Here is a 25299-nt window from a genome sequence, read left to right as displayed (position 1 = left end):
GTCAGCGGTCCTTGAACTGCGGCGCGCGCTTCGCGAAGAATGCGGCCACGCCTTCGGCGAAATCGTGGCCGCGGCCCAGCGCGCGCTGCGTGTCGGCTTCCAGCGTGATGGCGTCGCCGAAGTCCATCGCCATCGCGCTGTCGAGTGCGCGGCGCGTCTCGGCCAGCGCGCGGCTGGGCATCGCGGCCAGGCGCTGCGCCAGGGCGGCCACGGTCTCGTGCAGCGCGGCGTCGTCCACGGCCTTCCAGATCAGGCCGATGCGCTCGGCCTCCTCGGCGGGCAGCTTGTCGCCCGTCATCGCCAGGCCCAGTGCGCGCGCACGGCCCACCAGGCGGGGCAGCAGCCAGGTGCCGCCGCAGTCGGGCACGAGGCCGATCTTCGCGAAAGCCTGGATGAAGCTGGCGCTGCGCGCGGCGACCACGAAGTCGCAGCACAGCGCGAAGTTGGCACCCGCCCCGGCCGCCACGCCGTTGACGGCCGCGATCACCGGCACCGGCATCGTGCGCACGCGGGTGGCCAGCGGGCGGTAGTGGCGCTCGATCACGGCGCCGACGTCGATGTCGCCGCCGGTGGCCACCATGCCCGTGTCGCTGAGGTCCTGGCCGGCGCAGAAGCCGCGCCCGGCGCCGGTGACGACCACGGCCCGCACCGAGGCGTCGGCCGCAGCGGCGTCCAGCGCCGGCAGCAGCTGTGCATGCATCGCCGCGGTGAACGCGTTCAGCGTGGCCGGGCGGTTCAGCGTCAGCGTGCGCACGGCACCCGTCTGCTGCACCAGCACCAGGCTGTCGGGCGTGGAATCCATGGAGTCTCCTGCAAGCTGCTGCCGGTGGGCGGCATTCATCGACCGCTTGGTCGACAAATTCTGCGGTGGCCTCGGCAGCGCGGCAAGCACGGGTTTCACCGGGGGGCCCCGCCGCCTGCGGGATCGGTGACACTGCGCGCCGCCGCCACCGACCTGCCGTTCATGCCACCAGCCGTGCCCGTCCGAATCACCGTCTCGCACTGGGCCCGCGAAGCGCTGGCCGGCCTGGCCGGCACCCTGGCCACGCTGGCGGTGCCGTTGACGCTGGGCTTGCTGACCTTCGCCGCGCTCGGGCCGTCGGCCGCGGCCGTGGGCATCCCGGCGGCACTGGCCACGACGGTCGTCGCGGGCATCGCCTACGCGCTGGGTGGCCGGGCCTCGATGCCGGCGGCCGGGCCCAGTTCGGCCACGGCGCTGATCCTCTCGGGCCTGGTGCTGTCCCTGGTGCAGGACGCGGCGACCGACACTGCCGCCGCGGTGGCCGTCGCCAGCCTCGCGGTGGTGCTCAGCGGCGCGTTCCAGATCTTGATGGCGCTGCTGGGCCTGGCGCGCCTGGCGCGCTTCGTGCCCCGGCCGGTGCTGGCGGGCTTCATGAACGGCGTGGCGCTGCTGATCGTGCTGGGGCAGCTGCCGCTGCTGCTGGGGGCGCGCGCCGGCAGTCCGCTGCCGCAGGCGCTGGCCGGCTGGCAGCCGCTGGCACTGCTGCTGGGCCTGGGCACGGCGCTGCTGCTGTGGCTGGCCGCCCGGCGCTGGCCCCGGCTGCCGGCGGCCCCGCTGCTGCTGCTGCTGGGCACCGCTGCCCACCTGGGCCTGCAGGCACTGGCGCCCGGGGCCGAGGCCGGCCAGGCGGTGGGCGCGCTGCCCGACGGCATGTCCGGCCCGGACGCGCTGCTGCCGCTGTGGGCGGGCGCGGCAGCGCTGCAGCTGCTGCAGCAGCACGCCGCCGTCCTCGTGGCCACAGCGGCGGCGCTGGCGCTGGTGGGCGCTCTGGAGTCGGCGCTGAACACGCTGGCCGTCGACCAGGCCAACCACGCCCAGCACGAGCCGCGCCACGAGCTGCTGGCACTGGGCCTGTCCAACGTGGTCTGCGGCCTGTTCGGCGGGCTGCCGGCGGTGGCGCTGCGCGCGCGCGCGATCGCCGTGCTGCAGGCCGGCGGACGCGGCCGCACGGCCGCGCTGGGCGGCTCGCTGCTGCTGGGTGTGCTGGTGCTGCTGGCGGCGCACTGGCTGGCCTGGCTGCCGCTGCCGGTGCTGGCGGGCGTGATGCTGGTCGTGGCGCTGAGCCTGTTCGACCGCTGGTCGCTCGGCCTGCTGGAGCAGTGGCGCGCAGGCGCCGCCACGCCCGAGCTGCGGCGCAGCGTGGCGCTGGTGCTGCTGGTGTGCGCAGTGACGCTGTGGCAGGGCTTCGTGGTGGCGGTGGCCGTGGGCGTGCTGCTGTCGACGCTGCGCTTCGTCGCCACGATGAGCCAGTCGGCGGTGCGTGCCCGCTACACAGCGGCGGCGCGCCCCTCGCGCCGCATCTACCCCGCGGCGGTGGAAGCGCAGCTGCAGCCGCTGCGGGCGCAGGTGCTGGTGCTGGAACTCGAGGGCGCGCTCTTCTTCGGCAGCACCGACTGGCTGCTCAACGAAGCCGGCGCGCTGGAGGCGCAGTGGCGCAGCGTGGTGCTCGACCTGCAGCGCGTGGGCAGCATCGACGAGACCGCCGCACTGGCGCTGCAGCAGTTGCAGATCCGGCTGCGCCAGCGCGGCATGTCGTTGCGCCTGGCCGGCCTGGCGGCCGACGCGCCGCGTGCCCGGGCGTTGCAGACCGCCGGCAACGCCATCGAGACCTGGCCCGACACCGACCGTGCGGTGGAGGCCGCCGAACGCGAACTGCTGGGCCCGGCGACGCTGACGACGCTGTCACCGGTGCCGCTGGCCGACAGCCTGCTGCTGCAGGGGCTGGACCCGGCCGACCGCGACCACGTCACCGCGCAGATGCAGCGGCGGCAGCTGGCCGCCGGCGAGCGCCTGTTCGACGAGGGCGACCCCGCGGACTGCCTGTATGTGCTGGAGGCCGGTTCGCTCAGCGTCGTCAGCGCACCCCGGCCCGGGGTGCCGCAGCAGCGCTACCTGAGCCTGCTGCCCGGCATGATGCTGGGCGAGACGGCGATGCTCGACGGCGGTGGCCGCACGGCCGCGGCGGTGGCCGACGGCGACGCGGTGGTGTACGCGCTGTCGCACGCCAGCCTGCAGGCGCTGGACGCGCAGCACCCGCGGCTGGCCGCGCGCCTGTACCGCAACATCGCGCTGCACCTGTCGCAGCGCCTGCGCAGCGCCGCGGCGGCCTGGCACGCCAGCACGCGCTAGCTGTAGCGCGCTTCCAGCCAGTCCAGCAGCGTGCGCAGCGTCTGCGCCTCGCCGCCCACCGGGCGACCCGGGCGCGCCGCGTCGTTCCAGGCGAACAGGTCCAGGTGCAGCCAGGGCAGCGCCGCGGGCACGAAGTCCTCGAGGAAGAGCGCCGCGTTGATGGCGCCGGCCAGCGCATTGCGGCCGGTGTTGACGATGTCGGCGATGTCGCTCTCGATGCCGCCGTGGTAGTCGCGCCACAGCGGCATGTGCCACAGCGGGTCGTGCAGCGCGAGGCCGCGGTCCACCAGGTCGCGCGCCATCGCCATGTCGCGGCAGAACAGCGCCGGCAGCTGCGCGCCCAGCGCCACGCGCGCGGCGCCGGTCAGCGTCGCCATGTCGATCATCAGGTCGGGCCGCGCCTCGGCGCCGTAGGCGAGCGCGTCGCACAGGATCACGCGGCCTTCGGCGTCGGTGTTGCCGATCTCGATGTGCAGGCCGGCGCGGGTCTTGAACACGTCGCCGGGGCGGTAGGCGTTGCCCGAGATCGCGTTCTCCACCGCCGGGATCAGCAGCTGCAGCCGCACCGGCAGCTGCAGCGCCATCACCAGCTGCGCCAGGCCCAGCGCGTTGGCGGCGCCGCCCATGTCCTTCTTCATCTGGCGCATGCCATCGGCGCCCTTGATGTTCAGGCCGCCGTTGTCGAAGCACACGCCCTTGCCGACGATGGTCAGCAGCTTGTGCTTCGGGTGGCCCCAGGTCATCTCGATGAAGCGCGGCGCGCGCGCGGCGGCGCGGCCCACGGCATGGATGGCCGGGAAGTTGGCCTTCAGCAGCGCGTCGCCCACGGTCTGCTTGAACGTGGCGCCGTGCTGTCGCGCCACCAGCGCCACCGCCTTCGCCAGCTCTTCCGGGCCCATGTGCTCGGCGGGCGTGTTCACCAGGTCGCGCGTGGACGCGACCACCGCCGCCAGCAGCAACCCGCGCTGCGCCGCCGGGCTGCTGGCCAGCTGCAGCACGGCCGGCGCGCGGCGGGCGGGCTTGTACAGGTCGAAGGTGTAGCCGCCCAGCTCCCACGACATCGCGGCCGCCTGCGCGTCGATCGCCAGGCCGTCGTCGGCCAGCTTGTACGTGCCGGGCGGCAAGGCCTTGGGCAGCGCCGACAGCGCCCACGGGAAGTCGGCGGCGCGCACGCCCGCCCACACCTCCAGCAGGCTGCCGTCGGCCGCCGGCACCAGCGCGTGCGTGTCGGGCGCGCCGCTGAAGCCGGTGGCCTGCAGCCAGCGGCGCGTGGCCGCGGGCGCGGCCTGCAGGTGCGCGTCGAACGTCGCGCGGTCGACGGCGTGGATCGGCGTCGCGGCGCGGCCGGGCTTCTTCAGTTCGACGGTCATGCGTGGTCTGCCTTGACGGCGGTGTATTCCGAGAAGATGCCGAGCTCGACGTGGCGCTGCACGTCCTGGAAGCCGGCGGCGCGCAGGGCGGCCATCACGGTCTCGGGCGCGATGCAGGCCTCGATGGTGTCCCAGTAGTAGCGCCACAGCTCGGCCGTGTCCTTGCGGCGGCCGACGATGCGCGCCACCAGCGGCACGAAGGCACGCATGTAGGCCTTCAGCGCCAGCAGGCCGGCGCGGCTGGCGGGCCGCGTGATCTCCAGCACCAGCAGCCGGCCGCCCGGGCGCAGCACGCGGTGGAATTCGGCGAACGCGGGCGCCACGTCGTTGATGTGGCGCAGCGCGTAGCCCATGCTCAGGAAGTCGCAGCTGGCGTCGGGCCGCGGCAGCGCCTCGGCGCGGCCGGTGAGCAGTTCCACCCCGGGCAGCCGCACCTCGCCCATCATGCCGGGGCTGGGGTCCACGCCCACCAGGCTGCCGCCCGCGCCCACCAGGGCCAGCGCCTCGCGCGCGACCAGGCCGGTGCCGATGCCGACGTCGAGCACCTGCATGCCGCTGGCGAGACCCGCGCGGCGCAGCGCCTCGCGGCGGTACCAGCGCCCGCTGCCCCAGGCCAGCACGCGCTCGATGCGGTCGTAGTCGGAGGCCGTGTCGTTGAACATGCGCGCGATGAACCTGTCGCGCTCGGCGTCGGTGGCGTAGTAGTCCGGCAGCGGCGTGTGCGGCCGCAGGCTGGGCGCCGCCGCAGGAGGACTGGGCTGGGCGTCGGGGTGCACGTTCGTCATGCCCCGATTTTGTCCCAGCCGCGGCATCATCACGGCCCGGATCCGCCACCGCCTTCTCGCCCATGCCCGACACCCTCCTGCCCCCGCCGCCCGCCCTGCACCCGATGGCCCGCGTGCGCTGCGAGGTCGGCACCCTGGTGTCGCTGGGCGCGGCACCGCACGGCGAACGGCGCTACGTGCCCCTGGGCGGCGGCACCGTGCGCGGGCCCGAGCTCAACGGCACGCTCGTCGAAGGCGGCGTCGACTGGCAGGTGGCGCGGGCCGACGGCGTGCTCGACATCGCCGCGCACTACGTCATCCGCACCGACGACGGCGCGCTGGTCGAGGTGCGCAGCGAGGGCCTGCGCCACGGCCCCGCCGAGGTGATGGCCCGGCTGGCGCGCGGCGAGGCCGTGCCGCCCGAGGCCTACGTCTTCCGCACGCTGGTGCGCTTCACCACCGGGGCGCCGGCCTGGCTGCACCTGAACAAGGTGCTGGCCGTGGCGGTGGGGCAACGCGAGGCGCGTGCGGTGCTGCTGGACTTCTACCGCCTCGGCTGACGGCCCGGGCCGCCGCGCCCGCAGGCTTCGCAGCCGCGCGCAGACCTGTAGATAGTGGTCTGGATGTGCGAGCCGCCCACAGGTCTGACGATACGCACTTCTCCGCACGCCTCGGGAGGCGGTGATGGACAAGGACGACAAGCCCTCGGGCAGCCCACCCGGCGCCGGGCTGATCATGCTGGCCCTGGTGACCGCAGGCGCCATCTTCGTGGCGACCAAGCCGCTCGAAAGCAGCCGTCCGAACCAGCCTGAACAGCGCCTGGAACGCACCTTCGCCGACCAGGACACCGATGCCCGGCTCTGGCAGGACCCGTTCGCCGCCGTGGCCAAGGTGCGCGAGCGCGCCGCGCGCACGCAGCAGGCCGCCGCCGCCGAGGCCCAGGCCCACGGCGAGGACCGCTTCCAGGTCACCCTGCTGCGCCAGGCGCGGGCAGGCGGCAAGGACGCCGGCGCGGTGGTGCTGGCCGTGCTGCTGTCGGGCGGCCCCTACGCCGAACGCACCGAGAGCCGGCTGCGCACGCGCCACGCCGTGCTGGCGGGGCTGAACGGGCGCGGCCTGGTGCCCGTGGACAGCGAGCACATCGGCTACTTCCACCCCGCGGACAACAGTGCGGGGCGCTGGCCGGAGACGGTGCCGTTCGAGAGCTTCGTGCCCACGCCCGACGCCCTGGAGCGCGCCAGGAACCAGCCCAGTGCCAGCCGCCGCGTGGTGGTGCTGTGGCTGGACAGCGCCAACTTCTACGAAGCGCCACTGGCGCGCCTGTCGGTGCTGGCCACACGCACCAGCCAGCTGGCCACGGCGGCAGGCTTCCCGGTGCGCTGGCGCGTGCTGGGGCCGTCGTCGTCGGACGGGCTGCGCGCCATCATCGAAGAGGCCGACGCGCAGGACATCAAGACGCTGCGCCCACTGCCGCTGGACATGCGCCTGGTGTCGGCCGCCGCCACCGTGAGCGACAAGGCGCTGCTGCGCGGCACGCAGGCGGGCCCGGCAGACACCTCGGTGCATGCGTTCCTGCAGGCACGCGGCGTGCCGCTGCTGCGCAGCACCGGCACCGACGACAAGCTGGCCCGCGCGCTGATCGACGAGCTGCGCCATCGCGGGCTCGACACGGCGCCGCGCGTGCCGCCACCTTCGCCCACGCCGGCCTCGTCGCCACAGACGCCACCGCCCCAGGGCGCACCCACGGCTGCCAGGCCGCCGCGGGTCGACCCGTGCGACCTGCGGCTCAACCTGCCGCCGGCACAGCGGCCCAGCCATGTCGCCATCGTCTCCGAATGGGACACCTTGTACGGTCGCACGCTGCGCCAGCACTTCCGCTACGACCCCCAGGATGCCGACAAGTCGTCCGGCCTGTGCATCAGCCGCTGGTACTACGTGCGCGGCCTGGACGGCCGGCTGCCGGGCGATGCCGCGCCCGCCACGGCCGAGGGCCGCGGCAAGAAGGACGGCGGCAGCGACCCGCTGTCGGGCCAGGGCACCTACATCGAACGTCCCGAGGGCCACAACCAGTTCGACTACCTGCGCCGGCTCGGGGCCCGCATGCGCGCCGAAGACGCCGCGCTGCGGCGCGTGCACGGGCCCGAAGGCGGCATCCGCGCCATCGGCGTGCTCGGCAACGACGTGTACGACAAGCTGCTGGTGCTGCAGGCGCTGCAGAGCGAGATGCCGCACGCGATCTACTTCACCACCGACCTCGACGCGCGCATGTTCCACCCGGCCGAGCAGGCCTGGGCGCGCAACCTCATCGTGGCGTCGAACTTCGGCCTGCGCCTGCACGACGAACTGCAGCGTGAGCTGGCACCCTTCCGCGACAGCTACCAGACCGCGGCCTACCTCGGCACGCTGGTGGCGATGGCCGACGCCGCACGCAGCATCGACGGCCTCGACGCGGCCCGCGGCGTGACGCAGACGATGCTCGACGGCTGGTTCCAGGTGCCCCGGGTGTTCGAGATCGCGCGCAGCGGCGCCTTCGACTACAGCCCCACCCAGGTCCATCCCGGCCCGGAGTGCCGCCGCTGGCGGCTGGCCGCCTGCGCGCAGGTGCACCCGCCGGGCGAACCGCTGGTGCCGCAGGTCGCCGACAGCGCGGTGTTCCTCATCGCCGCCGTGCTGATGCTGGCGGCGTGGGCGCCGGCCCTGGCGCTCAGCCGCAACGGACGGCGGCAGGTGCGGCGCTTCGTGGTGGCCGGCGGCCCCGGGCAGGTGCAGCGCCGGCTGCGTGCCGGGCTGCTGGTGGTGGCGGGCATCGGCCTGGCGGTGGCGCCGCCGCTGGTCTTCATGCAGCTGTGGCCGGCGCTGGCCGCCAGCCTCACGGTCAACGGCAAGCCGATGTCGCTGTTCGACGGCATCAGCCCCTGGCCCACCTACGCCATCCGCATGGCCACGCTGCTGCTGTGCCTGTACATGGTGTGGCGGGCCTGGTCGGCGCTGGCGGCCAACGTGCACGACATCGCGCGCGACATGCGCCTGGGCAGCACGCGGCGGCAGCTGCAAGAGGCGCTGGCGCTCGAGGAACGGCACCTGGGCCGGCTGCAGCGCACGGGGGCGATGCTGTCGCTGCGCTTCTACCGCGAGCGCCCGGGACTGTTCGCCGAGCGCAGCGGCATGACGCTGGCCGCCACCAACTTCTGGAAGCACTTCGTGGTGCAGAACCGCGCCAGCGCGCGGCTGGTGCGCACCGTGCTCTGCGTGCTGCTGATGAGCGGCCTGGCCCTGCTGATCACCAACGCGCTGGGCGATGCGCCCTCGTCGCCGCTGCGCGGCGAGTGGTCGCACCACCTGCAGTGGCTGAGCACCTGGCCCACCGGGCTGGCGGTGCAGTTCCTGATCTTCTTCGTCGCCGACGCCACGCTGCTGTGCGTGTTCTTCCTGCGCGGGCTGCGCCTGCACGACGCCAACTGGCCGCTGCGCACGCTGCAGGCCTTCGAGCGCGAGACGGGCGTGCCGGCGCAGTACCTCGACGACTGGATCGACCTGCAGTTCATCGTGCGCCGCACGCGCGTGATCGGGCAGCTGATCTACTACCCGTTCATCGTGCTGTCGCTGATGCTGCTGGCGCGCAGCAGCTTCTTCGACGACTGGAACTCGCCGCCCAGCGTCTACATCGTGGCCACGCTGTGCTACGCCATCGTGCTGGGCTGCGTGCTGGCGCTGCGGCGCAGCGCCGAGGCCTCGCGCAGGCAGACGGTGGAGCGGCTGCGCAACGCGGTGCTGCGCGCGCGCGGCGACAAGGACGCGTCGGGCCTGGCGGCGCAGCTGGAGATGCTGCGCGACCGCGCCGAGCGGCTGAGCGAGGGCGCGCTCGCGCCGTTCTCGCGCCAGCCGCTGCTGCGCGCAGTGCTGCTGCCGCTGCTGACCTTCGGCGGCTCGTCGCTGTTCGACTACCTGACGCTGCTGAACCTGTGACGGCGTGACGGCGGGGCGCGCGCCGCGACGACGGGCCGCGACGACAATGGCGGCATGCGCATCCTGCTCGCGCCCATGGAGGGCCTGCTCGACCACACGCTGCGTGACGTGCTCACGCGCGTGGGCGGCGTGGACCTGTGCGTGTCGGAGTTCATCCGCGTCACCGACCAGCTGCTGCCGAACCGCGTGTTCACGCGCATCGTGCCCGAGCTGCGCCAGGGCGGCCGCACCGCCGCCGGCACGCCGGTGCGCGCGCAGCTGCTCGGCAGCGACCCCGCCTGCCTGGCCGACAACGCCGCGCGGCTGGCGGCGCTGGGCCCGGCCGGCATCGACCTGAACTTCGGCTGCCCCGCGCCCACCGTGAACCGCCACCGCGGCGGCGCCGTGCTGCTCGACGAGCCCGACCTGGTGCACGCCATCGTCGCCGCGGTGCGCCGCGCGGTGCCGGCGGCCATGCCGGTGTCGGCCAAGATGCGGCTGGGCCACCGCGACGAGGCGCTGATGCTCGACAACGCGCACGCCATCGCCAGCGCCGGCGCCAGCGAGCTGGTGGTGCACGGCCGCACCAAGCTGCACGGCTACCGGCCGCCGGCCTACTGGGACCGCATCGCGCGCATCCGGGAGGCGGTGGCGATCCCGGTGGTGGCCAACGGCGAGGTCTGGACCGCCGACGACGCACTGCGCTGTCTGGCCGAGAGCGGCTGCGATGCGCTGATGCTCGGCCGCGGCATCGTGGCCGACCCGGGCCTGGCCTGGGCCGTGCGCGCCGCGGTGTCGGGCCCGGGCCCGGGCGTGCCGGGCTGGGAAGTGCTGCCGCCGCTGCTGCTGCACTTCTGGCAGCGCACCGCCACGCACGTGGCGCCGCGCCACCGCAGCGGCCGGCTCAAGCAGTGGCTGAACCTGCTGCGCCGGCGCCATCCGCAGGCCGGGGCGCTGTTCGACGCGCTGCGGACCGTGAACGACCCGCAGCAGATCGACGCGCTGCTGTCAGCCCCAGACTTCCTGCGCGGTCTCGACCACCAGACGCAGCTTGTTCCGCTGGTCCTCGACCGCGATGTTGTTGCCGTGCACGGTGCTGCTGAAGCCGCACTGGGGTGACAGGCACAGCTGTTCCAGCGGCGCGTACTGCGCGGCCTCGGCGATGCGGCGCTTGAGCGCGTCCTTGCTCTCCATCGCGCCGAACTTGGTGGTCACCAGGCCCAGCACGACGACCTTGCCCTTGCTCAGATAGCGCAGCGGCCGGAAGTCCCCCGAGCGGTCGTCGTCGTATTCCAGGAAGAACGCGTCCAGGTTCATCTCGGACAGCAGCGCCTCGGCCACCGGCTCGTAGTTGCCGGCCGCGGCGTGCGTGCTCTTGAAGTTGCCGCGGCACAGGTGCATCGCCAGCGTCATGCCCGCGGGCTTGTGCGCCACCACCTTGTTGATGAACTGCGCGTAGCGGTGCGGCAGCTCGTTGGGGTCGTCGCCGCGCTGACGCGCCGCCTCGCGCATCTTCTCGTCGCACAGGTAGGCCAGATTGGTGTCGTCCATCTGCACGTAGCGGCAGCCGGCGTCGAACAGGCTCTGCAGTTCGTCGCCGTAGGCGCGGGCCACGTCGTCGTAGAAGGCCGGGTCCAGCTCGGGGTAGGCCTCGCGGCTGATGCCGGCGCGGCCGCCGCGGAAGTGCAGCATCGTCGGGCTCGGGATCGTGACCTTGGGCGTCATGCCGGCGGCGACCTGCGACTTCAGGTACTCGAAGTCGGCGCGCTGGATGTCCTTCACGTGGCGCACCTTGTCGATGACGCGAATGACCGGCGGCGCCAGTTCCTCGGTGCCGTCGGCACGCCGCACGGTGACCGGGATGTCGGTCTTCACGCCGCCCAGCTGCTCGAGGAAGTCGATGTGGAAGTAGGTGCGGCGGAACTCGCCGTCGGTGATGCTCTGCAGGCCCACGTCCTGCTGGAACTTCACGATCTCGGTGATGGCCCTGTCCTCCACCGCGCGCAGCTGCGCGGCGGTGATGCTCTTCTGCACGAAGAACTGCTCGCGCGCTTCCAGCAGGTAGGCCGGGCGCAGGAAGCTGCCGACGTGGTCGGCGCGGAAGGGCGGGGTCTGGCGCAGGGTCATGGTGTCTCCAGTCGGGGGCGGGCTCACCCGGAACGATAGCGCAGCCCCGCGGTGTTCCGCGCCCTGGAAAACTGCTTTGCCGCAGGCGTCTGTCGCAGCGCAGACAAGGCGGGTAGATTCGCCGGCCATGAGCAACACTCCCCTCGACATCGTCGGCCTGTGCGGCAGCCTGCGCAGCGCCTCCTACAACCGCATGGCCCTGGAGCTGGCCGGCTCGGTGATGCCCGCCGGCATGGCGCTGGAGATCGCCGACTGGCGCGACGTGCCCGTGCTCGACGGCGACGTGCTGGCGCAGGGCCTGCCGCCGGCAGTGGCCGCGCTGCGCGAACGCGTGCGGCGTGCCGACGGCGTGGTCTTCGCGATCCCCGAATACAACTACTCGATCCCCGGCGGCATCAAGAACCTCATCGACTGGCTCAGCCGCGGCGACGACCAGCCCTTCGCCAACAAGCCGGTGGCCATCCTCACCGCCTCGCAGGGCCCGCTGGGCGGCGCACGCGTGCAGTACGACCTGCGCAAGGTGCTGCTGTTCATGAACGCCGCCACGCTGGTGAAGCCCGAGGTCTTCATCGGCAGCGCGCAGACCAAGTTCGACGCGCAGGGCCGGTGCACCGACGAGACCACGCGCAAGTTCGTGGGCGCGCAGATGGAGGCCTTCGCACGCTGGATCGCCGCGGTGCGGCGCATGCAGGCGGCCTGACCGGCAGGCACGCCGGTCGGCGCTCAGCGCGCCGGCCGCGGCCAGATGAAGTGCGCGTCGCCGCTGAAGTCGCTGCCCTGCCAGTCGCTCACGGACAGGAACAAGCGGCTCGGCGCGCCCACCAGCTCCACGCCCGCGCCTTGCGCGCGCAGGCTGGTGCCGGCGAGGTCGAAGAAGCTGTTGTCGCTGCGGATCGCCACGCGGCCGCGCAGGCGCACGTTGGTCGCCTGGATCTCGCTGTCGCGCGCGACCAGCGCCACCTCGGGATGCGCGATGCGGCTGTCGCTGATCTGCACCGCCGAGCGCTCGACCACCAGCTGCCCGATGCGTGCCGACTCGATGCGCACGTTGCCGCAGCCCTGCAGCGTGAGGCTGTCGTAGTGGCCGCGGAACACCGCGCCGTCCTCGTTGCGACAGACCGCGTGGCCCTGGCTGGGCCCGGGCGGCGTGGGCGCCTGCAGGGCCCGCGTCGCCGGCGGCGGCCCCTGCAGCGCGTGCAACAGCAGCCGGTTGAACGTGACGGCGCGCTCCAGCATCGGCGTGTGGCCGACGCCCTCGATGATCTCCAGCCGCGCCTGCGGCAGCCGCGCCGCCAGCACCTGCCCCGTGCGCAGCGGCGCGATGCCGTCTTCACGCCCCCACAGCACCGTGGTCGGCGTCCGGGTCTCGCGGATGGCGGCGCTGAAGTCGTGCTCCACCAGGCTGAGTGCCGCGTCCACCTGCGTGCGCCCGCCCAGCAGCGCGCGCCGCACCTCGGGGTTGCGCTGCAGCCAGGGGCCGAAGTCGAAGCGGTCGTCGCGCCCCAGCAGCAGCAGGCTGCTCCAGCTGTTGACGCGCGCGCCGACGAAGTTCACCAGCCGGTCCACCGGCTCGATGCCCGTCTGCCAGCGCCGCACGCTGGCCACCGCCTGGGCGTACACCGGCTTGAGCAGGATGCCCGCGGCGTCCACCAGCACCAGCCGCTCCACCAGCGCCGCGTGGCGGTGCGTGAAGTGCAGGCTCAGCGCCCCGCCCAGCGAGTGGCCCACCACGTGCACGCGCTGCCCCGGTGCCAGGTGGCCCAGCAGTTCGGCCAGCTGGTCGCTCAGCGTGTGGAAGGCGTAGGCCAGCGCCGGCGGCGGCGACGCGCCGAAGCCCGGCAGGTCCACCGTGACGACGTGGAACGACGCGGCCACCAGGCTGTCGACCGTCTCGGCCCAGTCGCGGTGCGCGTTCTGGCCCAGGCCGTGCACCAGCAGCACAGTGGGCAGCCCCGGCCGCCCGGCGCGGCCGACCCACAGCGCCTGGCCGTCGCGCAGCAGCAGGCACTCATAGCGCAGCGCCAGCAGGCGCACGGGCAGGCCGACGGCGGGGTCGGCGGGCGGGTCGATGCACACCGGGCCGCCGGCACTGGCACCGGCCGGGACGGCCTGGGCCGCGGCGGGCGCGGGCAGGCCCAGGGCCACCGCGGCGCAGAGCGCGGCGACACCGAGGGTCCAGCGGTTCCGGCAGGTCGGGAGATGCGGCACGCGGGGCATTGTGCAATGCCCCTGCGGCAGGCGCGGGGTCAGTGCCCGCCGGCCACGCCCAGCCAGGCGTCCAGCGGCGCCGGGTCGGCCAGCAGCGCCGCGCTGCTGGCGCTGTAGGCGACGCTGCCGCGGTCGAGCACGATGGCGTCGTCGGTGACGCCCAGCACCATGTGCGGATGCTGCTCGACGACGATGGACGACAGCCCGTCTTCGCGCGCCACGCGGCGGATGGCCCGCAGCAGCTCTTCCACGATGATGGGTGCCAGCCCTTCCAGCGGCTCGTCCAGCAGCAGCAGGCGCGGGTTCAGGACCAGTGCGCGGCCGAAGGCCAGCATCTGCTGTTCGCCGCCGCTGAGCTGGTTGCCCAGGTTCTTCTTGCGCTCGGCCAGCCGCGGGAACAGCTCGTACACGCGCTGCTCGGTCCAGGCGCCGGGGCGCGCCACGGCCGTGAGGTTCTCGGACACCGTGAGCGACTTGAAGATGTTGCGCTCCTGCGGCACCCAGCCCAGGCCTCCGCCCTCGGCGGCGGCGCGCTGGTGCACCGGCAGCGTGTGCAGGTCGCGGCCGGCCAGGCGGATGCTGCCGGCGTGGCGGCGCGTCACGCCCACCAGCGTGTCGATCAGCGTCGTCTTGCCGGTGCCGTTGCGGCCCAGCAGCGCGAGGCTGCGGCCGGCTTCCAGCGTGAAGCTCACGTCGTTCAGCACCACGGCCTCGCCGTAGCCGCTGGTGAGACCCTGCACATGCAGCAGCGGCTCAGCCATGGGACACCGCCGTTTCGCCCAGGTAGACCGCCTTCACCTGCGGGTCGGCCGCGATCTCGGCCGGCGTGCCTTCGGTCAGCACCGTGCCGTTGACGAGCACGGTGATGCGGTTGGCGAAGCTGAAGACCAGGTCCATGTCGTGTTCGATCAGCACCACCGAGACGTCGGCCGGCAGCGCCGCCACGGTGGCCAGGATGTCGGCGCGCTCGCTGGCCGGCACGCCGGCCGCGGGCTCGTCGAGCAGCAGCACGCGCGGCCGCAGCGCCACCGCCAGCGCGATCTCCAGCAGACGGCGCTTGCCGTAGGGCAGCTCCTTTGTCGGCCGCTCGGCGTGGTCGAGCAGCCGGAACTGCGCCAGCAGGGTCTCGCACTCGTCGGCAATGGCGGCGTCGCTGCCCATCGGCTTCCACCAGCGGTGCGCGGCGTCGACGCGGCTGGCCACCGCCAGCGCCAGGCTCTGCAGCGGCGTCAGCGTGCCGAAGAGCTGGTTGATCTGGAACGTGCGCACGAGGCCCAGGCCCACGCGCTTGTGCGGCGCCAGCCCGGTGATGTCGCGACCTTCCAGTTCCACCCGGCCGCTGGTGGGCGGCATCACGCCTGTGAGCTGGTTGATCAGCGTCGTCTTGCCCGCGCCGTTGGGGCCGATGAGCGCGTGGCGCGCACCGCGGGTCACGTCCAGCGAGACGTTGTTGGTGGCCGTGATGCCGCCGAAGCGCTTGACCAGCGCACGCGTGCGCAGCACGACCTCTGGAGCACTCGTGCGCAGCACCACATCCGGGGTGGCCTCAGTCATCGCGGCCTCCGCGGCGGAACCAGGTCCAGGGGCGGAACAGCCGCTCGCGCCCCACCAGCATCAACAGCACCAGGAACAGGCCGATCCAGAAGGTCCAGTACTGCGCCGTCGCGGCCGAGAGCAGGTCGTGCAGCAGCTTGAACGCGATGGCGCCGACCAGCCCGCCCCACAGCCAGCCGGCACCGCCGATGATCAGCGCCGTCATCACGTCGGCGCTGCGGTGGAACTCCAGCACGTCCAGGCTCGCGAAGCCGGTGGTCTGCGCCAGCAGCGCGCCGGCCGCGGCAGCGATGGCGCCGCTGAGCGTGTAGACCCCGGCCAGGCGGCCGTTGACGCTCATGCCGATGGCGCCCACGCGCAGCCGGTTGTCGCGCAGCGCCTGCAGCGACACGCCCAGCGGCGAGTGCACGATGCGCCGCAGCAGCAGGAAGGCGATGAACAGCACGGCCAGCGAATAGAACGAGGCCACGCGCGCGCCGAGGTCGAACTCGAAGCGCCCGACGAACGGCACGATCAACGGCCCCATCACCACGCCCTGCAGGCCGTCGGCGCCGCCGGTGATCTCGCCGAACTGGTTGGCCAGTTCCAGCAGCACCAGGGCCACGCCCATCGTCACCATCAGCCGCGTCAGATCGGTGCCGCGCACGATCATCGGGCTCGTCAGCGCGCCCAGCACCGCGCCCAGCACCACGGCCAGGCCCAGGCCCAGCAGCGGGTCGGGCATCACGTGCTTGGCGAACAGCGCCGCGCCGTAGGCGCCGAGGCCGAAGAAGGCCGCGTGGCCGAGCGAGACGATGCCGGCGTAGCCCAGGATCAGGTCGAGCGACAGCGCGAACAGCGCGAGGATCGCGATCTCGTTGATCAGCGCCGCGTGGCTGCCGAAGACGAACGGCGTGGCCCAGATCAGCAGCCACAGCACCACTTCCCAGGCACGCCACTTCGACGGCGCCAGCAGTTGCGCGCTGCGGCTCACTTGCCACCCCCGCGCGAGAACAGGCCCTGCGGCCGCCACAGCAGGATGGCGATCATCAGCACGTAGACGATGAAGCTGCCGAGCTTGGGCACGTAGTACTTGCCCATCACGTCGGCGATGCCCAGCACCAGCGCCGCCAGCAGCGGGCCGGTGATGGAACTGGTGCCGCCCACCGCGCAGACGATGAGGAAGTACACCATGAACTTGAACGGGAAGCTCGGGTCCAGGCCCAGGATCTCCACGCCCAGCGCGCCGCCCAGGCCGGCCAGGCCCGAGCCGAAGGCGAAGGTGAGCAGGAAGACGCGGTCGACCGGAATGCCCAGGCCGGCGGCCACACGCGGGTCGTCCACCGCGGCACGCAGCCGGCTGCCGAAGCGCGTGCCCGACAGGATGGCCTGCAGGCCCAGCGCCAGCGCCACGCAGACGATCACGATGAACAGCCGGTAGTACCCCATGCCGAGCTGCCACGCACCGCTGCCGATCTCGATGCGGCCGCGCAGCCATTCGGGCGTCTGCACGTTGACCTGCTGCGAGCCGATGAAGTAGTCCACCGCCGCCACCGCCATGAAGGTCAGGCCGATGGAGAACAGCACCTGGTCCAGGTGCGGGCGGTTGTACATGGGCCGGTACAGCGTGCGCTCGAGCAGCGCGCCCAGCGCCGCCGTCACGACGAAGGCCACCGGCAGGCAGGCCAGGAACGGCCAGCCCGCGCGCTGCATCAGCAGCACCAGCACGTAGCCGCCGGCCATCGCGAAGGCCCCGTGCGCGAGGTTGACGAAGTTCATCAACCCCATCGTCACGGCCAGGCCCAGCGACAGCACGAACAGCAGCATGCCGTACGCCACGCCGTCGAACAGAAGAGTCAGCATCAGAGGTTGGAGTGCACAGGGCTAGGGCCTGTTAACACTAATTGCGCCGAAGCCGCATTGTCTTGACACTGCGGCCATGGAGATCACCGCAGCGCAGTTTGCCCAGATCGAACACTGCTTGCCCCGCCAGCGAGGCAACGTCAGCCTGTCGAATCTGCAAGTGCTTAACGCAATCCTTTACGTGGCCGAGCACGGCTGCAAGTGGCGCGGTCTGCCCAAGCGGTTTGGCAATTGGCACACGATCTACACGCGCATGAGCCGCTGGGCCAAGTCCGGCGTGCTCGACAAGGCGTTTGAGCAGTTGCAGCGTGCGCAGGTCGTGCAGATCAAGATCGAGTCCGTCTGCCTGGACAGCACCAGCGTGAAGGTGCACCCGGACGGCACTGGTGCTCGAAAAAAAACGGTCCGCAGGCTATCGGCAAGTCCCGCGGTGGCTGGAACACCAAGATCCACCTCCTCGCTGCGGACGCACGCACGGCCATAACGTTCTCGCTGTCGCCAGGCCAGGCGCACGATGCACCCGAGGGACGAGAGCTGTTGAAGCGGCTGGGGCCGCCCAATCGTCCTCTTCACCTGATCATGGACCGCGCCTACGAGGGCAACGAGACTCGGCAGCTTGCGCTCGATCTGGGCTTCGTCCCCGTCGTGCCCCCACTCAGCACGCGCATCGAGCCATGGGAATACGACCGGGCGATGTACAAGCGTCGCAACGAGGTAGAGCGCCTGTTCCGCAGGCTCAAGGGCTACCGCCGCATCTTCTCCCGCTTCGAGAAGCTCGACGTCATGTTCATCGCCTTCATCAGCTTCGCGCTGATCGCTGACGGCCTGCGGTTGTGTTAACAGGCCCTAGTCAAGCGCACGCCGCAGATCCGGCTCCGCCGGTCTGCCAGCGTGGCCCCCCCGGGGGGGAGCGCCGCAGGCGCTTCGGGGGGGGGGTCAGCGACTTCAGCTCTTCCCGGGGTCCTTCATCGCCTTGATCGCATCAAACTCGATGTTCCACAGCTGGCCGTCCTTCTTCTCGACCTTGCGGATGTACATGTCGTGCACGACGTCGCGCGTCTGCGCGTCGATCAGCACCTGGCCGCGCGGGCTCTCGAAGATCTGGCCCTTCATGCCGGCCAGCAGCGCGTCGCCGCCGGCACCCTTGCTGGCTTCCAGCGCCTTGTAGATCACGCGCATGCCGTCATAGCCGCCGACCGCCATGAAGTTGGGCCGGAACTTGTTGGCGGCCTCGAAGTCGGCGACGAACTTCTTGTTCAGCGCACTCGGGTGCGCGGCCGAGTAGTGGTGCGCGTTCACCACGCCCAGCGCCACGTCGCCCATCGCGTTGAGCTGGTCGTCGTCGGTCACGTCGCCGGTGGCGATCAGGCGGATGCCGGCCTTGTCGAGGCCGCGCTCGGCGAACTGCTTCATGAAGGCCGCGCCCTGGCCCGAGGGCAGGAACACGAACAGTGCGTCGGGCTTGGCGTCGCGCACCTTCTGCAGCACCGGCGCGAAGTCGGGCGCGCGCAGCGGCGTGCGCAGCTTGTCCAGCACCTGGCCGCCGTTGAGCGTGACGCGGTCGGCGAAGAACTTCTCGGCGTCGAAGCCGGGGCCGTAGTCGGCCACCAGCGTCACGGTCTTCTTGATGCCGTTCTTGTTGGCCCACTCGGCCATGCCCACCGCGGCCTGCGGCAGCGTGAAGCTGGTGCGCACCACGTACGGGCTGGCGCCGGTGATGGCCGAGGTGGCCGCCGCCATCACGACCATCGGCGTCTTGCTCTGCGTGGCGATCGGGGCCACGGCCATCGCCGACGGCGTGATGCCGAAGCCGGCCAGCGCCACCACCTTGTCCTGCACCACCAGTTCCTGCGCCAGGCGGCGGGTCTGGTCGGGAATGCTCTGGTCGTCCTTGACCAGGATCTCCACCGTCTTGCCCGCGACCTTGTTGCCATTGCGCGCCACCCACAGCTTGATGGCGGCGTCGATCTGGCGGCCGGTGCTGGCCTGCTGGCCCGTCATCGGCAGGATGACGCCGATCTTCACGGTCTCCTGGGCGGCGGCGGTGCCGGCGGTGCCTGCCAGCACGGCGGCGGCGAGCATGGCCAGGTGGTGTCTGCGGTGGTACATGGTCTTGTCTCCTGCGGGGATGGCCGGGTGAGTCGCGGATTGTGGGCGTTCAGGCTGGGGGGGACGTGTCTAGCTGCTATGCCGTTTCGGCATGTTCGGGCCGCGCATCGACAGCCGGCAGCGCATCGGGCCGCCAGGCCGGATCGAGCACGACACCGCCGCCGCACACGCGCGAGACGCAGGCGCACAGGCGCTGGTTGGTGGCCTTCTCGTGCGCGCTGAAGAACACGTCGCGGTGGTCCACCGTGCCGTGCACGGCGACGATGTCGACCGCGCACAGCCCGCATTCGCCGCGGCGGCAGTCGTGCAGCGCCTGCACGCCGTGCGCTCCCAGCACGTCGAGCAGCGAGCGGTCGGCGGGCACCTCGAAGCGCAGGCCCTGGCGCGGCACCTCGACCCAGAAGGCCTCGGCGGGGCGGCTGCCGCTGGAGCCGAAGGTCTCGAAGCGCAGGTCGGCGCGCGGCCGGCCGGCGCCGTCCCAGGCGGTCTGCGCGGCCTGCAGCAGCGGCACCGGGCCGCAGATCAGCAGCTGCGCGCGCGGCGGCAGCGCGGCGATCTCGGCCGCCAGGTCCATGCGCTCGCCGCGCGCATCGCATACGGTCTGCAGCCGGTCGCCGAGCGCCGTGCGCAGGCGGTCGGCGAACACCAGCTCCTCGTCGCTGCGGGCCGCGTACAGCACGCGCAGCGAGGCGCCGCGCGCGGCCAGCGTCAGCGCCATGCCCAGGATGGGCGTGATGCCGATGCCGCCGGCCACCAGCAGCGTGTGCGGCGTGCCGGTGGGCAGCTCGAAGTGGTTGTCGGGGCCGGCGATCTGCAGCCGGTCGCCGCCCTGCAGCGCATGCATCGCACGCGAGCCGCCGCGGCCGGGATCGGCGCGCTTGACGGCCACGCGGTACAGGCCGGTCTCGCGGCTCTCGGCAGGCAGGCCCACCAGCGAATACGAACGCACGTCGTCGCGCCCGTCGATGTGCAGCCGCACCCGCAGGTGCGCGCCCACGGTCCAGGGCCGCACGCCTTCGGCCGGCCGCAACAGCAGGCTGCGCACGGTGGGGCTCAGGTCCTGCACGCTGTGCACGGTGGCCTCGGCCCAGCGCTCGTCGCTCTTCATGGGGTGTCTCCGGTGGAGCCGCGGCTCAGCGTCCGCGGCGGATCAGCGCGGCGCCGGGCACGCGCTGCAGCGCCTGCCGGTTGTCCAGCGCCTCGCGCAGGTTGTGGTGGGCGATGCGCGCATGCTCGCGCATCAGGTGCTCGGCCCGCGCGCCTTCGCGGGCCTCGATGGCGTCGAGCACGGCGCGGTGCTGCTCCTGCGCCACCACCAGCACATCGCGCGCCCGCACGCCGGTGCTGCGCACGAGCACGAAGCCGTTGGGGGATGCGAACGGCATCGCCGCGGCGCGCTCGACCTGGCGCTGCACCACGGCGCTGCCGGCCATCTGCGCCAGCAGGTCGTGGAAGCGGCCGTTGTGTTCCACGTACGCGCTGAAGGCGGCTTCGTCCAGCGCCGGCGCGGCCAGCAGCGCGTCGATGCCCTGCAGGCATGCACGTGCCGCCGCCAGCAGCGAACGCGGCGCGCCGCGCTCGGCCGCCAGCCGCGCGGCCAGGCCTTCCAGCGTGCCGCGCACCTCGATGGCGTCGTGCACCTCGCTTTCGCTGAAGGCCTTCACGGCGTAGCCGCCGCCGGGCAGCGCGTCGAGCAGGCCTTCGTCCAGCAGCTTCTGCAGCGCCGTGCGCACCGGCGTGCGGCTGACGCCCAGGCGCTCCACCAGCGCCAGCTCGGGCACACGCTCGCCGGGTGCCAGCGCGCCGCCGACGATCAGCTCGCGCAGCCGCAGCTGCGCCTTCACGGTCTGCGAGGCGTCGTTCGCAGCGCCGTTGCCGCCTGCCGCTTCGGTCGCCACGGCGTCAGGCCGCGCGCGGGGCGGCGGGAACAGCGTGCAGCGGGATCACCCGCCGCTCCTTGGCCACCATGCCGTCGATCAGCCGCCGCGCCCACATCGCGCCGGCGTCGATGTTCAGGTTGTAGAAGCGGTAGCCCGGGTGTTCGTCGATGGCGCGCTGCTGCGCTTCCAGCACCACCTCGTCCTCGCGGAAGATGCCCGCCACGCCTTCGCGCAGTTCGTGCGTGAGGCGCTGCTCGTGCAGGCTGTAGTTGCGCGCGAAGGCCCAGAAGTAGTGGCAGCTGGTGGCGGTCTCGGGCGTGATGGTGTTGAGCACGAAACCATTGACGCCCTGGCTGCGGTCGCCCTGCGGCGCGCCGCTGCCGGCCGGCGCGACGCCGACGTCGATGGTGACGGTGCACGGCGCCTCGAAGCGGATGATCTGCCAGCGGTCCACCGGCCCCGTGTAGCCGCGCGCCTGGCGGATCTGCCCGGCCCAGAACGGCGGCGCGTCGATGCCTTCCATCCAGCGCGTGACGGTGGCCGTGCGGTCGCCGTGCGTGGCCACGAACGGCGCCTCGGCCACCGCGCGCTGGCCGATGGAGCTGCCGTGCACGAAGGTCTCGTGCGTCAGGTCCATCAGGTTGTCGACCACCAGCCGGTAGTCGCACTGCACGGTGATCAGCTTGCCGTCGCCGGCCCAGGCCGGGTCGTGGTTCCAGTGCAGGTCGGGCACCAGGGCGGGGTCGGCCAGGGCCGGGTCGCCGGGCCACACCCAGACGAAGCGGTGCTTCTCCACCACCGGGAAGCTGCGCACGCAGGCGGACGGGTTCAGCGTCTCCTGCGAGGGCATGTGTGTACAGCGGCCGTCGGCATTGAATACAAGACCGTGGTAGCCGCACACCACCTCGTCGCCTTCCAGCCGGCCCAGCGACAGCGGCAGCAGCCGGTGCCAGCAGGCGTCTTCCAGCGCCGCGGGACGGCCGTCGGTCGTGCGGTAGAACACCATGCCCACGTCGCAGATGCGCCGTGGCAGCAGGGCACGCTTCACCTCCACGTCGTAGGCCGCGGCGTACCAGGCGTTGAGCGGAAAGGTGGCTGGCGCGCCTGCGTTCGAGGCGGCGGCGGCAGAGGCATGGGTCATCGCAGCATCCCGGCGTTGTATACAGCCGGGATACTAGCGATGCACTCCAGGCAGCGCGTCCGGGTTTCCCCGGAGCTGCCGTGGGTCAGGTCTTGGCGGCGGCGGCGGTCAGGCGCGCGATGTGCCAGTCCAACAGCTTGCGCATGTTGCCCAGCGACACGTAGTGCGCGTGGATCAGGCCCAGCAGGCCGTTCTTGTGCAGGCCCAGCACGGTCTCGGCGTCGAGGTCGTTGAGCTTCTTCTCGTCGACCGTGTAGAAGCCGTCCACCGTGAACTTGCGGCCGTCGGGCAGCGTGGCGTCGAAGCGCATCTCGCGCAGCAGGCCCAGCTCGTTCAGGCGCCGCCCCATCAGCCGCGTGCGCTGGATCTGCGCTTCCAGCGTCTCCAGCTGCGTCTGCACGCGCTGGAACATCGGGCTCTGCGCGCCGTCGGGCATGAACAGCGGTTCGCCCTCGGTGCCCGACAGCCCGCTCCAGGCGGCGTCGAAGCAGATCGCGAAACGCTCGGCGTCGATGCGGCCGATGCCGAACGGATACGCCGCCAGCACCGCCGGCATGTAGTTGGCGCGCCAGGTGTTGTCGTCGGCGACGAACAGGTTGTCGTTCTGCACCAGGCCCAGCACCGCGATGGGCGCGAAGTCGGGCTGGCCGTTGTCGCCGTCGCCGGCCTGCACGAACACCACCGGGAACTCGCGCACCGCGTCGCCGAACTCGCCACCGGCGACGAACACGGCATTCAGCTGCTTGGCCACGCTCCAGTCGGTGACGGGCACCTTCATGCGCAGCGAGGCGTGTTCGTTGCGGTCGGCGGCGACGGGCTGCTTGTGCAGCAGGGCGTTGATCATGGGAATGGTTCCGGGTTCTCGGTGCGGGTGGCCAGCACCTTGTCGACACGTTTGCCGTCGAGATCGACGACTTCGAAGCGCCAGCCCTGCCAGTCCACCGTGTCGGTGGTCTGCGGCAGCCGGCCCAGCAGCAGCATCACCATGCCGGCCAGGGTGTTGTAGCGCCCGCGTTCCTCGTCGGGCAGCTCTTTCAGTTCGAGGCGGTCCTTCAGCTCGGGCACCGGGATCAGGCCGTCCATCAGCCAGCTGCCGTCGGCGCGCCGCACCGCCCAGGCGTCTTCGTCGGCGGTGGTGCCGAACTCGCCGGTGATGGCCTCGAGCAGGTCGCGTTCGCTGATCACGCCCTGCACCGCGCCGTACTCGTCGACCACGAACACCAGGTCGGCGCGGCTGGCGCGGAAGTGTTCGAGCAGTTCCATGCCCGACAGCGTCTCGGGCACGAACACCGGCGGCTGCAGCAGCGTGTCCAGCACCAGCGGCTGGCCCATCGACAGCGGCTGCAGCAGGTTGTGCGCGCCGATGACGCCGATCACGTCGTCCAGGCTGCCGCGGCACACCGGGTAGCGCGTGTGGCCGTGCTCGGCGATGACCTTCAGCACCTCGTGCTGCGCGGCCTCGGCGTCGATCCACACGATCTCCGCGCGCGGGATCATCATCGAGCCGATCTGCCGGTCGTCGAGCCGGAACACGTTGCGCACCATCTGGTGCTCCTGCGCCTCGATCACGCCGGCGTCCAGGCCCTCTTCCAGGCTGGCGGCGATCTCCTCTTCCGTCACCGAGCGCGTGGGGCCGCCGCTGATGCCCAGCAGGCGCAGCACGGCATTGGTCGACGCCGACAGCAGCATCACCAGCGGCCGCGTCGCCGCCGACAGGAAGTTCATCGGCCGCGCCACCAGCCGCGACACGGTCTCGGGGTACATCTGGCCCAGCCGCTTGGGCACCAGTTCGCCGAAGATGATGGTCAGGATGGTGATGATCACCACCACCAGCGCCGTGGCGCCGAGCTCCGCCGCACGCTGGTCGACGTTCAGGGTGTCCACCAGCCACGCCCCCAGCGGCTGCGAGAACGCGGCCTCGCCGACGATGCCGTTCAGCACGCCGATCGACGTGATGCCGATCTGCACCGTCGAGAGGAAGCGCGTCGGGTTCTCGTGCAGGTCCATCGCAGCCTGCGCACCCGGCTCGCCCCCTTCCACCATCACCTGCAGCCGCGCCTTGCGCGCCGCTGTGAGCGCCATCTCCGACATCGCGAAGAGGCCGTTCAGGAGGATCAGGAACACCAGTAGAGCAACGTCCATGCTGGCCGGCGCACCGAGGCGCCGACAGGAAGCGAAGAGGGCCGGGAGCGTAGCAGAATCCCCCGATGCTCCATTTCATCGGCGACGTGCAGGGCTGCGACGACGCGCTGGCCCGGCTGCTCGACACCATCGGCTTCTCGCCCTCGCGCGACCGCATCGTGCTGCTGGGCGACCTCATCAACCGCGGCCCGCAGTCGCTGGCGGTGCTGCGGCGGCTGCGCGGCTACGGCGACGCGGCGGTGTGCCTGCTCGGCAACCACGACCTGCACCTGCTGGCGGTGGCGCAGGGCGTGCGCACGCTGCACAAGGGCGACACCGTGCAGGACATCCTGGCCGCACCCGACCGCGACGCCTGGCTCGACTGGCTGCGCCAGCGCCGCATGGCGGTGCTGGAAGCCGGCTGGCTGTGCGTGCACGCCGGCGTGGTGCCGCAGTGGGACACGGCGCAGACGCTGGCGCTGGCGGCCGAGGTCGAGGCCGTGCTGCAAGGGCCGGCGCTGGCCGACTTCCTGCCGCAGATGTATGGCAGCGCGCCGGCACGCTGGCACGACGCCCTGCACGGCGCCGAGCGGCTGCGCTGCGTGATCAACACGCTCACGCGCATCCGCTTCGTCGACGCCGACGGCACGCTCGACTTCAAGACGAAGGACGGCGCCGCCACGCCCCCGCCCGGCCTGCTGCCGTGGTTCGAATTGCCCGGCCGCCGCAGCGCCGGCCAGCCGATCGCCTTCGGCCACTGGAGCACGCTGGGCCTGCGTCTCGAGCCCACGCTGCTGGCGCTGGACACGGGCTGCGTCTGGGGCGGCGCGCTGAGCGCCGTGCGCGTGGACGGCGGCCGGCGCGAACTGGTGCAGGTGCCGTGCACCGCCGCGCAGGCGCCGGGCTGACGCACCCGCAGGCTGCCGCACGCCTAGAATCCAGCCCCGGCGCGCACCGGCCAGGCAGCCGCGCCGCACCGGGAGGCTTGGGGGAGCGGTTTAACCCAGCAGTCTTGAAAACTGCCGGCTCGCAAGGGCCCGTGAGTTCGAATCTCACAGCCTCCGCCACGCCACTGCCACTGCCGCAG

At 72.3% G+C, this 25299-nt stretch carries 22 protein-coding genes, 1 tRNA gene and 1 pseudogene; 9 read left to right on the top strand and 15 right to left on the bottom strand.

Annotation, left to right across the window (positions count from 1 at the left end; all coding sequences use genetic code 11):
* Window position 1 precedes the first annotated feature (1 nt).
* Window positions 2–802 carry an enoyl-CoA hydratase-related protein gene (locus tag ACPOLB_RS23250; protein WP_425258419.1) on the bottom strand — a complete coding sequence of 267 codons (801 nt, stop codon included), beginning with the start codon at window positions 800–802 and terminating at the stop codon, window positions 2–4.
* Window positions 803–976: 174 nt separating this feature from the next.
* Here ACPOLB_RS23250 and ACPOLB_RS23245 point away from each other — a divergent pair, with 174 nt between their 5' ends.
* Window positions 977–3151, top strand: a complete 2175-nt coding sequence (locus ACPOLB_RS23245) for an SLC26A/SulP transporter family protein (RefSeq protein WP_425258418.1) — start codon at window positions 977–979, stop codon at window positions 3149–3151.
* Here ACPOLB_RS23245 and ACPOLB_RS23240 read toward each other — a convergent pair.
* Together ACPOLB_RS23240 and ACPOLB_RS23235 are read right to left on the bottom strand one after the other, a co-directional pair.
* The gene (locus ACPOLB_RS23240) at window positions 3148–4521 is read right to left on the bottom strand and encodes a leucyl aminopeptidase family protein (RefSeq protein WP_425258417.1); all 1374 of its coding nucleotides are present in this window, start codon (window positions 4519–4521) and stop codon (window positions 3148–3150) included. The two genes, ACPOLB_RS23245 and ACPOLB_RS23240, sit on opposite strands and share 4 nt — an antisense overlap.
* The gene (locus ACPOLB_RS23235) at window positions 4518–5306 is read right to left on the bottom strand and encodes a class I SAM-dependent methyltransferase (protein ID WP_425258416.1); all 789 of its coding nucleotides are present in this window, start codon (window positions 5304–5306) and stop codon (window positions 4518–4520) included. Before ACPOLB_RS23235 ends, ACPOLB_RS23240 begins: the two co-directional genes overlap by 4 nt.
* A gap of 62 nt (window positions 5307–5368) precedes the next feature.
* Here ACPOLB_RS23235 and ACPOLB_RS23230 point away from each other — a divergent pair, with 62 nt between their 5' ends.
* From ACPOLB_RS23230 to ACPOLB_RS23220, 3 genes are all read left to right on the top strand, one after another.
* On the top strand, window positions 5369–5845 hold the full coding sequence (locus ACPOLB_RS23230; protein WP_425258415.1) for a DUF3237 domain-containing protein: 477 nt from the start codon (window positions 5369–5371) through the stop codon (window positions 5843–5845).
* Window positions 5846–5969: 124 nt separating this feature from the next.
* Window positions 5970–9251, top strand: a complete 3282-nt coding sequence (locus tag ACPOLB_RS23225) for a hypothetical protein (RefSeq protein WP_425258414.1) — start codon at window positions 5970–5972, stop codon at window positions 9249–9251.
* 54 nt (window positions 9252–9305) lie between these two features.
* Window positions 9306–10349 (top strand): tRNA dihydrouridine synthase, encoded by a 1044-nt coding sequence (locus ACPOLB_RS23220; protein ID WP_425258413.1) that lies wholly within the window; start codon window positions 9306–9308, stop codon window positions 10347–10349.
* Here the strand turns inward: ACPOLB_RS23220 and ACPOLB_RS23215 are convergent.
* Entirely contained in the window at window positions 10239–11357 is a 1119-nt protein-coding gene (locus tag ACPOLB_RS23215; protein WP_425258412.1) for a 5-methyltetrahydropteroyltriglutamate--homocysteine S-methyltransferase, read from the bottom strand. The two genes, ACPOLB_RS23220 and ACPOLB_RS23215, sit on opposite strands and share 111 nt — an antisense overlap.
* Before the next feature lie 127 nt (window positions 11358–11484).
* Between ACPOLB_RS23215 and ACPOLB_RS23210 the strand changes: the two genes are divergently transcribed.
* Entirely contained in the window at window positions 11485–12057 is a 573-nt protein-coding gene (locus tag ACPOLB_RS23210; protein ID WP_425258411.1) for an NADPH-dependent FMN reductase, read from the top strand.
* 23 nt (window positions 12058–12080) lie between these two features.
* Here the strand turns inward: ACPOLB_RS23210 and ACPOLB_RS23205 are convergent, their stop codons facing one another.
* The 5 genes from ACPOLB_RS23205 to ACPOLB_RS23185 are packed head-to-tail and all read right to left on the bottom strand — an operon-like array spanning window position 12081 to window position 16961.
* Window positions 12081–13565 (bottom strand): alpha/beta fold hydrolase, encoded by a 1485-nt coding sequence (locus ACPOLB_RS23205; protein WP_425258410.1) that lies wholly within the window; start codon window positions 13563–13565, stop codon window positions 12081–12083.
* A gap of 38 nt (window positions 13566–13603) precedes the next feature.
* Window positions 13604–14326: an ABC transporter ATP-binding protein gene (locus ACPOLB_RS23200; RefSeq protein WP_425258409.1), complete on the bottom strand. Its 723-nt coding sequence runs from the start codon at window positions 14324–14326 to the stop codon at window positions 13604–13606.
* Window positions 14319–15119, bottom strand: coding sequence for an ABC transporter ATP-binding protein (locus ACPOLB_RS23195; protein WP_425258408.1), 801 nt, complete (start codon window positions 15117–15119; stop codon window positions 14319–14321). Before ACPOLB_RS23195 ends, ACPOLB_RS23200 begins: the two co-directional genes overlap by 8 nt.
* Window positions 15112–16092 carry a branched-chain amino acid ABC transporter permease gene (locus ACPOLB_RS23190; protein WP_425258407.1) on the bottom strand — a complete coding sequence of 327 codons (981 nt, stop codon included), beginning with the start codon at window positions 16090–16092 and terminating at the stop codon, window positions 15112–15114. Before ACPOLB_RS23190 ends, ACPOLB_RS23195 begins: the two co-directional genes overlap by 8 nt.
* Window positions 16089–16961 (bottom strand): branched-chain amino acid ABC transporter permease, encoded by an 873-nt coding sequence (locus tag ACPOLB_RS23185; RefSeq protein WP_425258406.1) that lies wholly within the window; start codon window positions 16959–16961, stop codon window positions 16089–16091. The genes ACPOLB_RS23190 and ACPOLB_RS23185 overlap by 4 nt, the downstream gene beginning before the upstream one ends.
* Window positions 16962–17037: 76 nt before the next feature.
* On the opposite strand from ACPOLB_RS23185, the pseudogene ACPOLB_RS23180 reads away from it, so the two are divergent.
* Both ACPOLB_RS23180 and ACPOLB_RS23175 read left to right on the top strand, forming a co-directional pair.
* Window positions 17038–17193: pseudogene (locus ACPOLB_RS23180) on the top strand (transposase); the annotation flags it as partial.
* A gap of 110 nt (window positions 17194–17303) precedes the next feature.
* Window positions 17304–17801 carry an IS5 family transposase gene (locus tag ACPOLB_RS23175; protein ID WP_425261868.1) on the top strand — a complete coding sequence of 166 codons (498 nt, stop codon included), beginning with the start codon at window positions 17304–17306 and terminating at the stop codon, window positions 17799–17801.
* Between the two features lie 105 nt (window positions 17802–17906).
* Here ACPOLB_RS23175 and ACPOLB_RS23170 read toward each other — a convergent pair whose 3' ends face one another.
* From ACPOLB_RS23170 to ACPOLB_RS23145, 6 genes are all read right to left on the bottom strand, one after another.
* Window positions 17907–19070 (bottom strand): ABC transporter substrate-binding protein, encoded by a 1164-nt coding sequence (locus tag ACPOLB_RS23170; RefSeq protein WP_425258405.1) that lies wholly within the window; start codon window positions 19068–19070, stop codon window positions 17907–17909.
* Window positions 19071–19146: 76 nt separating this feature from the next.
* Window positions 19147–20178 (bottom strand): PDR/VanB family oxidoreductase, encoded by a 1032-nt coding sequence (locus ACPOLB_RS23165; protein WP_425258404.1) that lies wholly within the window; start codon window positions 20176–20178, stop codon window positions 19147–19149.
* 25 nt (window positions 20179–20203) lie between these two features.
* Window positions 20204–20968, bottom strand: a complete 765-nt coding sequence (locus ACPOLB_RS23160) for a GntR family transcriptional regulator (protein WP_425258403.1) — start codon at window positions 20966–20968, stop codon at window positions 20204–20206.
* Window positions 20969–20972: 4 nt separating this feature from the next.
* Window positions 20973–22091, bottom strand: coding sequence for a Rieske 2Fe-2S domain-containing protein (locus ACPOLB_RS23155; protein WP_425258402.1), 1119 nt, complete (start codon window positions 22089–22091; stop codon window positions 20973–20975).
* A gap of 85 nt (window positions 22092–22176) precedes the next feature.
* A complete protein-coding gene (locus ACPOLB_RS23150) occupies window positions 22177–22935 on the bottom strand; it encodes a SapC family protein (RefSeq protein WP_425258401.1) in 759 nt (252 codons plus the stop codon).
* On the bottom strand, window positions 22932–24233 hold the full coding sequence (locus tag ACPOLB_RS23145) for a hemolysin family protein (RefSeq protein WP_425258400.1): 1302 nt from the start codon (window positions 24231–24233) through the stop codon (window positions 22932–22934). The genes ACPOLB_RS23150 and ACPOLB_RS23145 overlap by 4 nt, the downstream gene beginning before the upstream one ends.
* 65 nt (window positions 24234–24298) lie before the next feature.
* On the opposite strand from ACPOLB_RS23145, the gene ACPOLB_RS23140 reads away from it, so the two are divergent.
* Together ACPOLB_RS23140 and ACPOLB_RS23135 are read left to right on the top strand one after the other, a co-directional pair.
* Entirely contained in the window at window positions 24299–25120 is an 822-nt protein-coding gene (locus tag ACPOLB_RS23140; protein WP_425258399.1) for a symmetrical bis(5'-nucleosyl)-tetraphosphatase, read from the top strand.
* A 71-nt stretch (window positions 25121–25191) separates the two neighbouring features.
* Window positions 25192–25279: transfer RNA gene (locus tag ACPOLB_RS23135), tRNA-Ser, on the top strand.
* Window positions 25280–25299: the final 20 nt, after the last annotated feature.

This window comes from Rubrivivax soli, from assembly GCF_049810355.1.
Lineage (GTDB): Bacteria > Pseudomonadota > Gammaproteobacteria > Burkholderiales > Burkholderiaceae_C > Rubrivivax.
The sequence above is the reverse complement of the archived record's forward strand: the minus strand, read 5'-3'. Positions and strand labels throughout refer to the sequence as shown.

Coding starts and splice junctions, on each gene's coding strand:
- ACPOLB_RS23250 (WP_425258419.1), bottom strand. CDS start 802: ATGGATTCCACGCCCGACAGCCTGGTGCTGGTGCAGCAGACGGGTGCC.
- ACPOLB_RS23240 (WP_425258417.1), bottom strand. CDS start 4,521: ATGACCGTCGAACTGAAGAAGCCCGGCCGCGCCGCGACGCCGATCCAC.
- ACPOLB_RS23235 (WP_425258416.1), bottom strand. CDS start 5,306: ATGACGAACGTGCACCCCGACGCCCAGCCCAGTCCTCCTGCGGCGGCG.
- ACPOLB_RS23230 (WP_425258415.1), top strand. CDS start 5,369: ATGCCCGACACCCTCCTGCCCCCGCCGCCCGCCCTGCACCCGATGGCC.
- ACPOLB_RS23225 (WP_425258414.1), top strand. CDS start 5,970: ATGGACAAGGACGACAAGCCCTCGGGCAGCCCACCCGGCGCCGGGCTG.
- ACPOLB_RS23220 (WP_425258413.1), top strand. CDS start 9,306: ATGCGCATCCTGCTCGCGCCCATGGAGGGCCTGCTCGACCACACGCTG.
- ACPOLB_RS23215 (WP_425258412.1), bottom strand. CDS start 11,357: ATGACCCTGCGCCAGACCCCGCCCTTCCGCGCCGACCACGTCGGCAGC.
- ACPOLB_RS23210 (WP_425258411.1), top strand. CDS start 11,485: ATGAGCAACACTCCCCTCGACATCGTCGGCCTGTGCGGCAGCCTGCGC.
- ACPOLB_RS23200 (WP_425258409.1), bottom strand. CDS start 14,326: ATGGCTGAGCCGCTGCTGCATGTGCAGGGTCTCACCAGCGGCTACGGC.
- ACPOLB_RS23195 (WP_425258408.1), bottom strand. CDS start 15,119: ATGACTGAGGCCACCCCGGATGTGGTGCTGCGCACGAGTGCTCCAGAG.
- ACPOLB_RS23185 (WP_425258406.1), bottom strand. CDS start 16,961: ATGCTGACTCTTCTGTTCGACGGCGTGGCGTACGGCATGCTGCTGTTC.
- ACPOLB_RS23170 (WP_425258405.1), bottom strand. CDS start 19,070: ATGTACCACCGCAGACACCACCTGGCCATGCTCGCCGCCGCCGTGCTG.
- ACPOLB_RS23165 (WP_425258404.1), bottom strand. CDS start 20,178: ATGAAGAGCGACGAGCGCTGGGCCGAGGCCACCGTGCACAGCGTGCAG.
- ACPOLB_RS23155 (WP_425258402.1), bottom strand. CDS start 22,091: ATGACCCATGCCTCTGCCGCCGCCGCCTCGAACGCAGGCGCGCCAGCC.
- ACPOLB_RS23150 (WP_425258401.1), bottom strand. CDS start 22,935: ATGATCAACGCCCTGCTGCACAAGCAGCCCGTCGCCGCCGACCGCAAC.
- ACPOLB_RS23145 (WP_425258400.1), bottom strand. CDS start 24,233: ATGGACGTTGCTCTACTGGTGTTCCTGATCCTCCTGAACGGCCTCTTC.
- ACPOLB_RS23140 (WP_425258399.1), top strand. CDS start 24,299: ATGCTCCATTTCATCGGCGACGTGCAGGGCTGCGACGACGCGCTGGCC.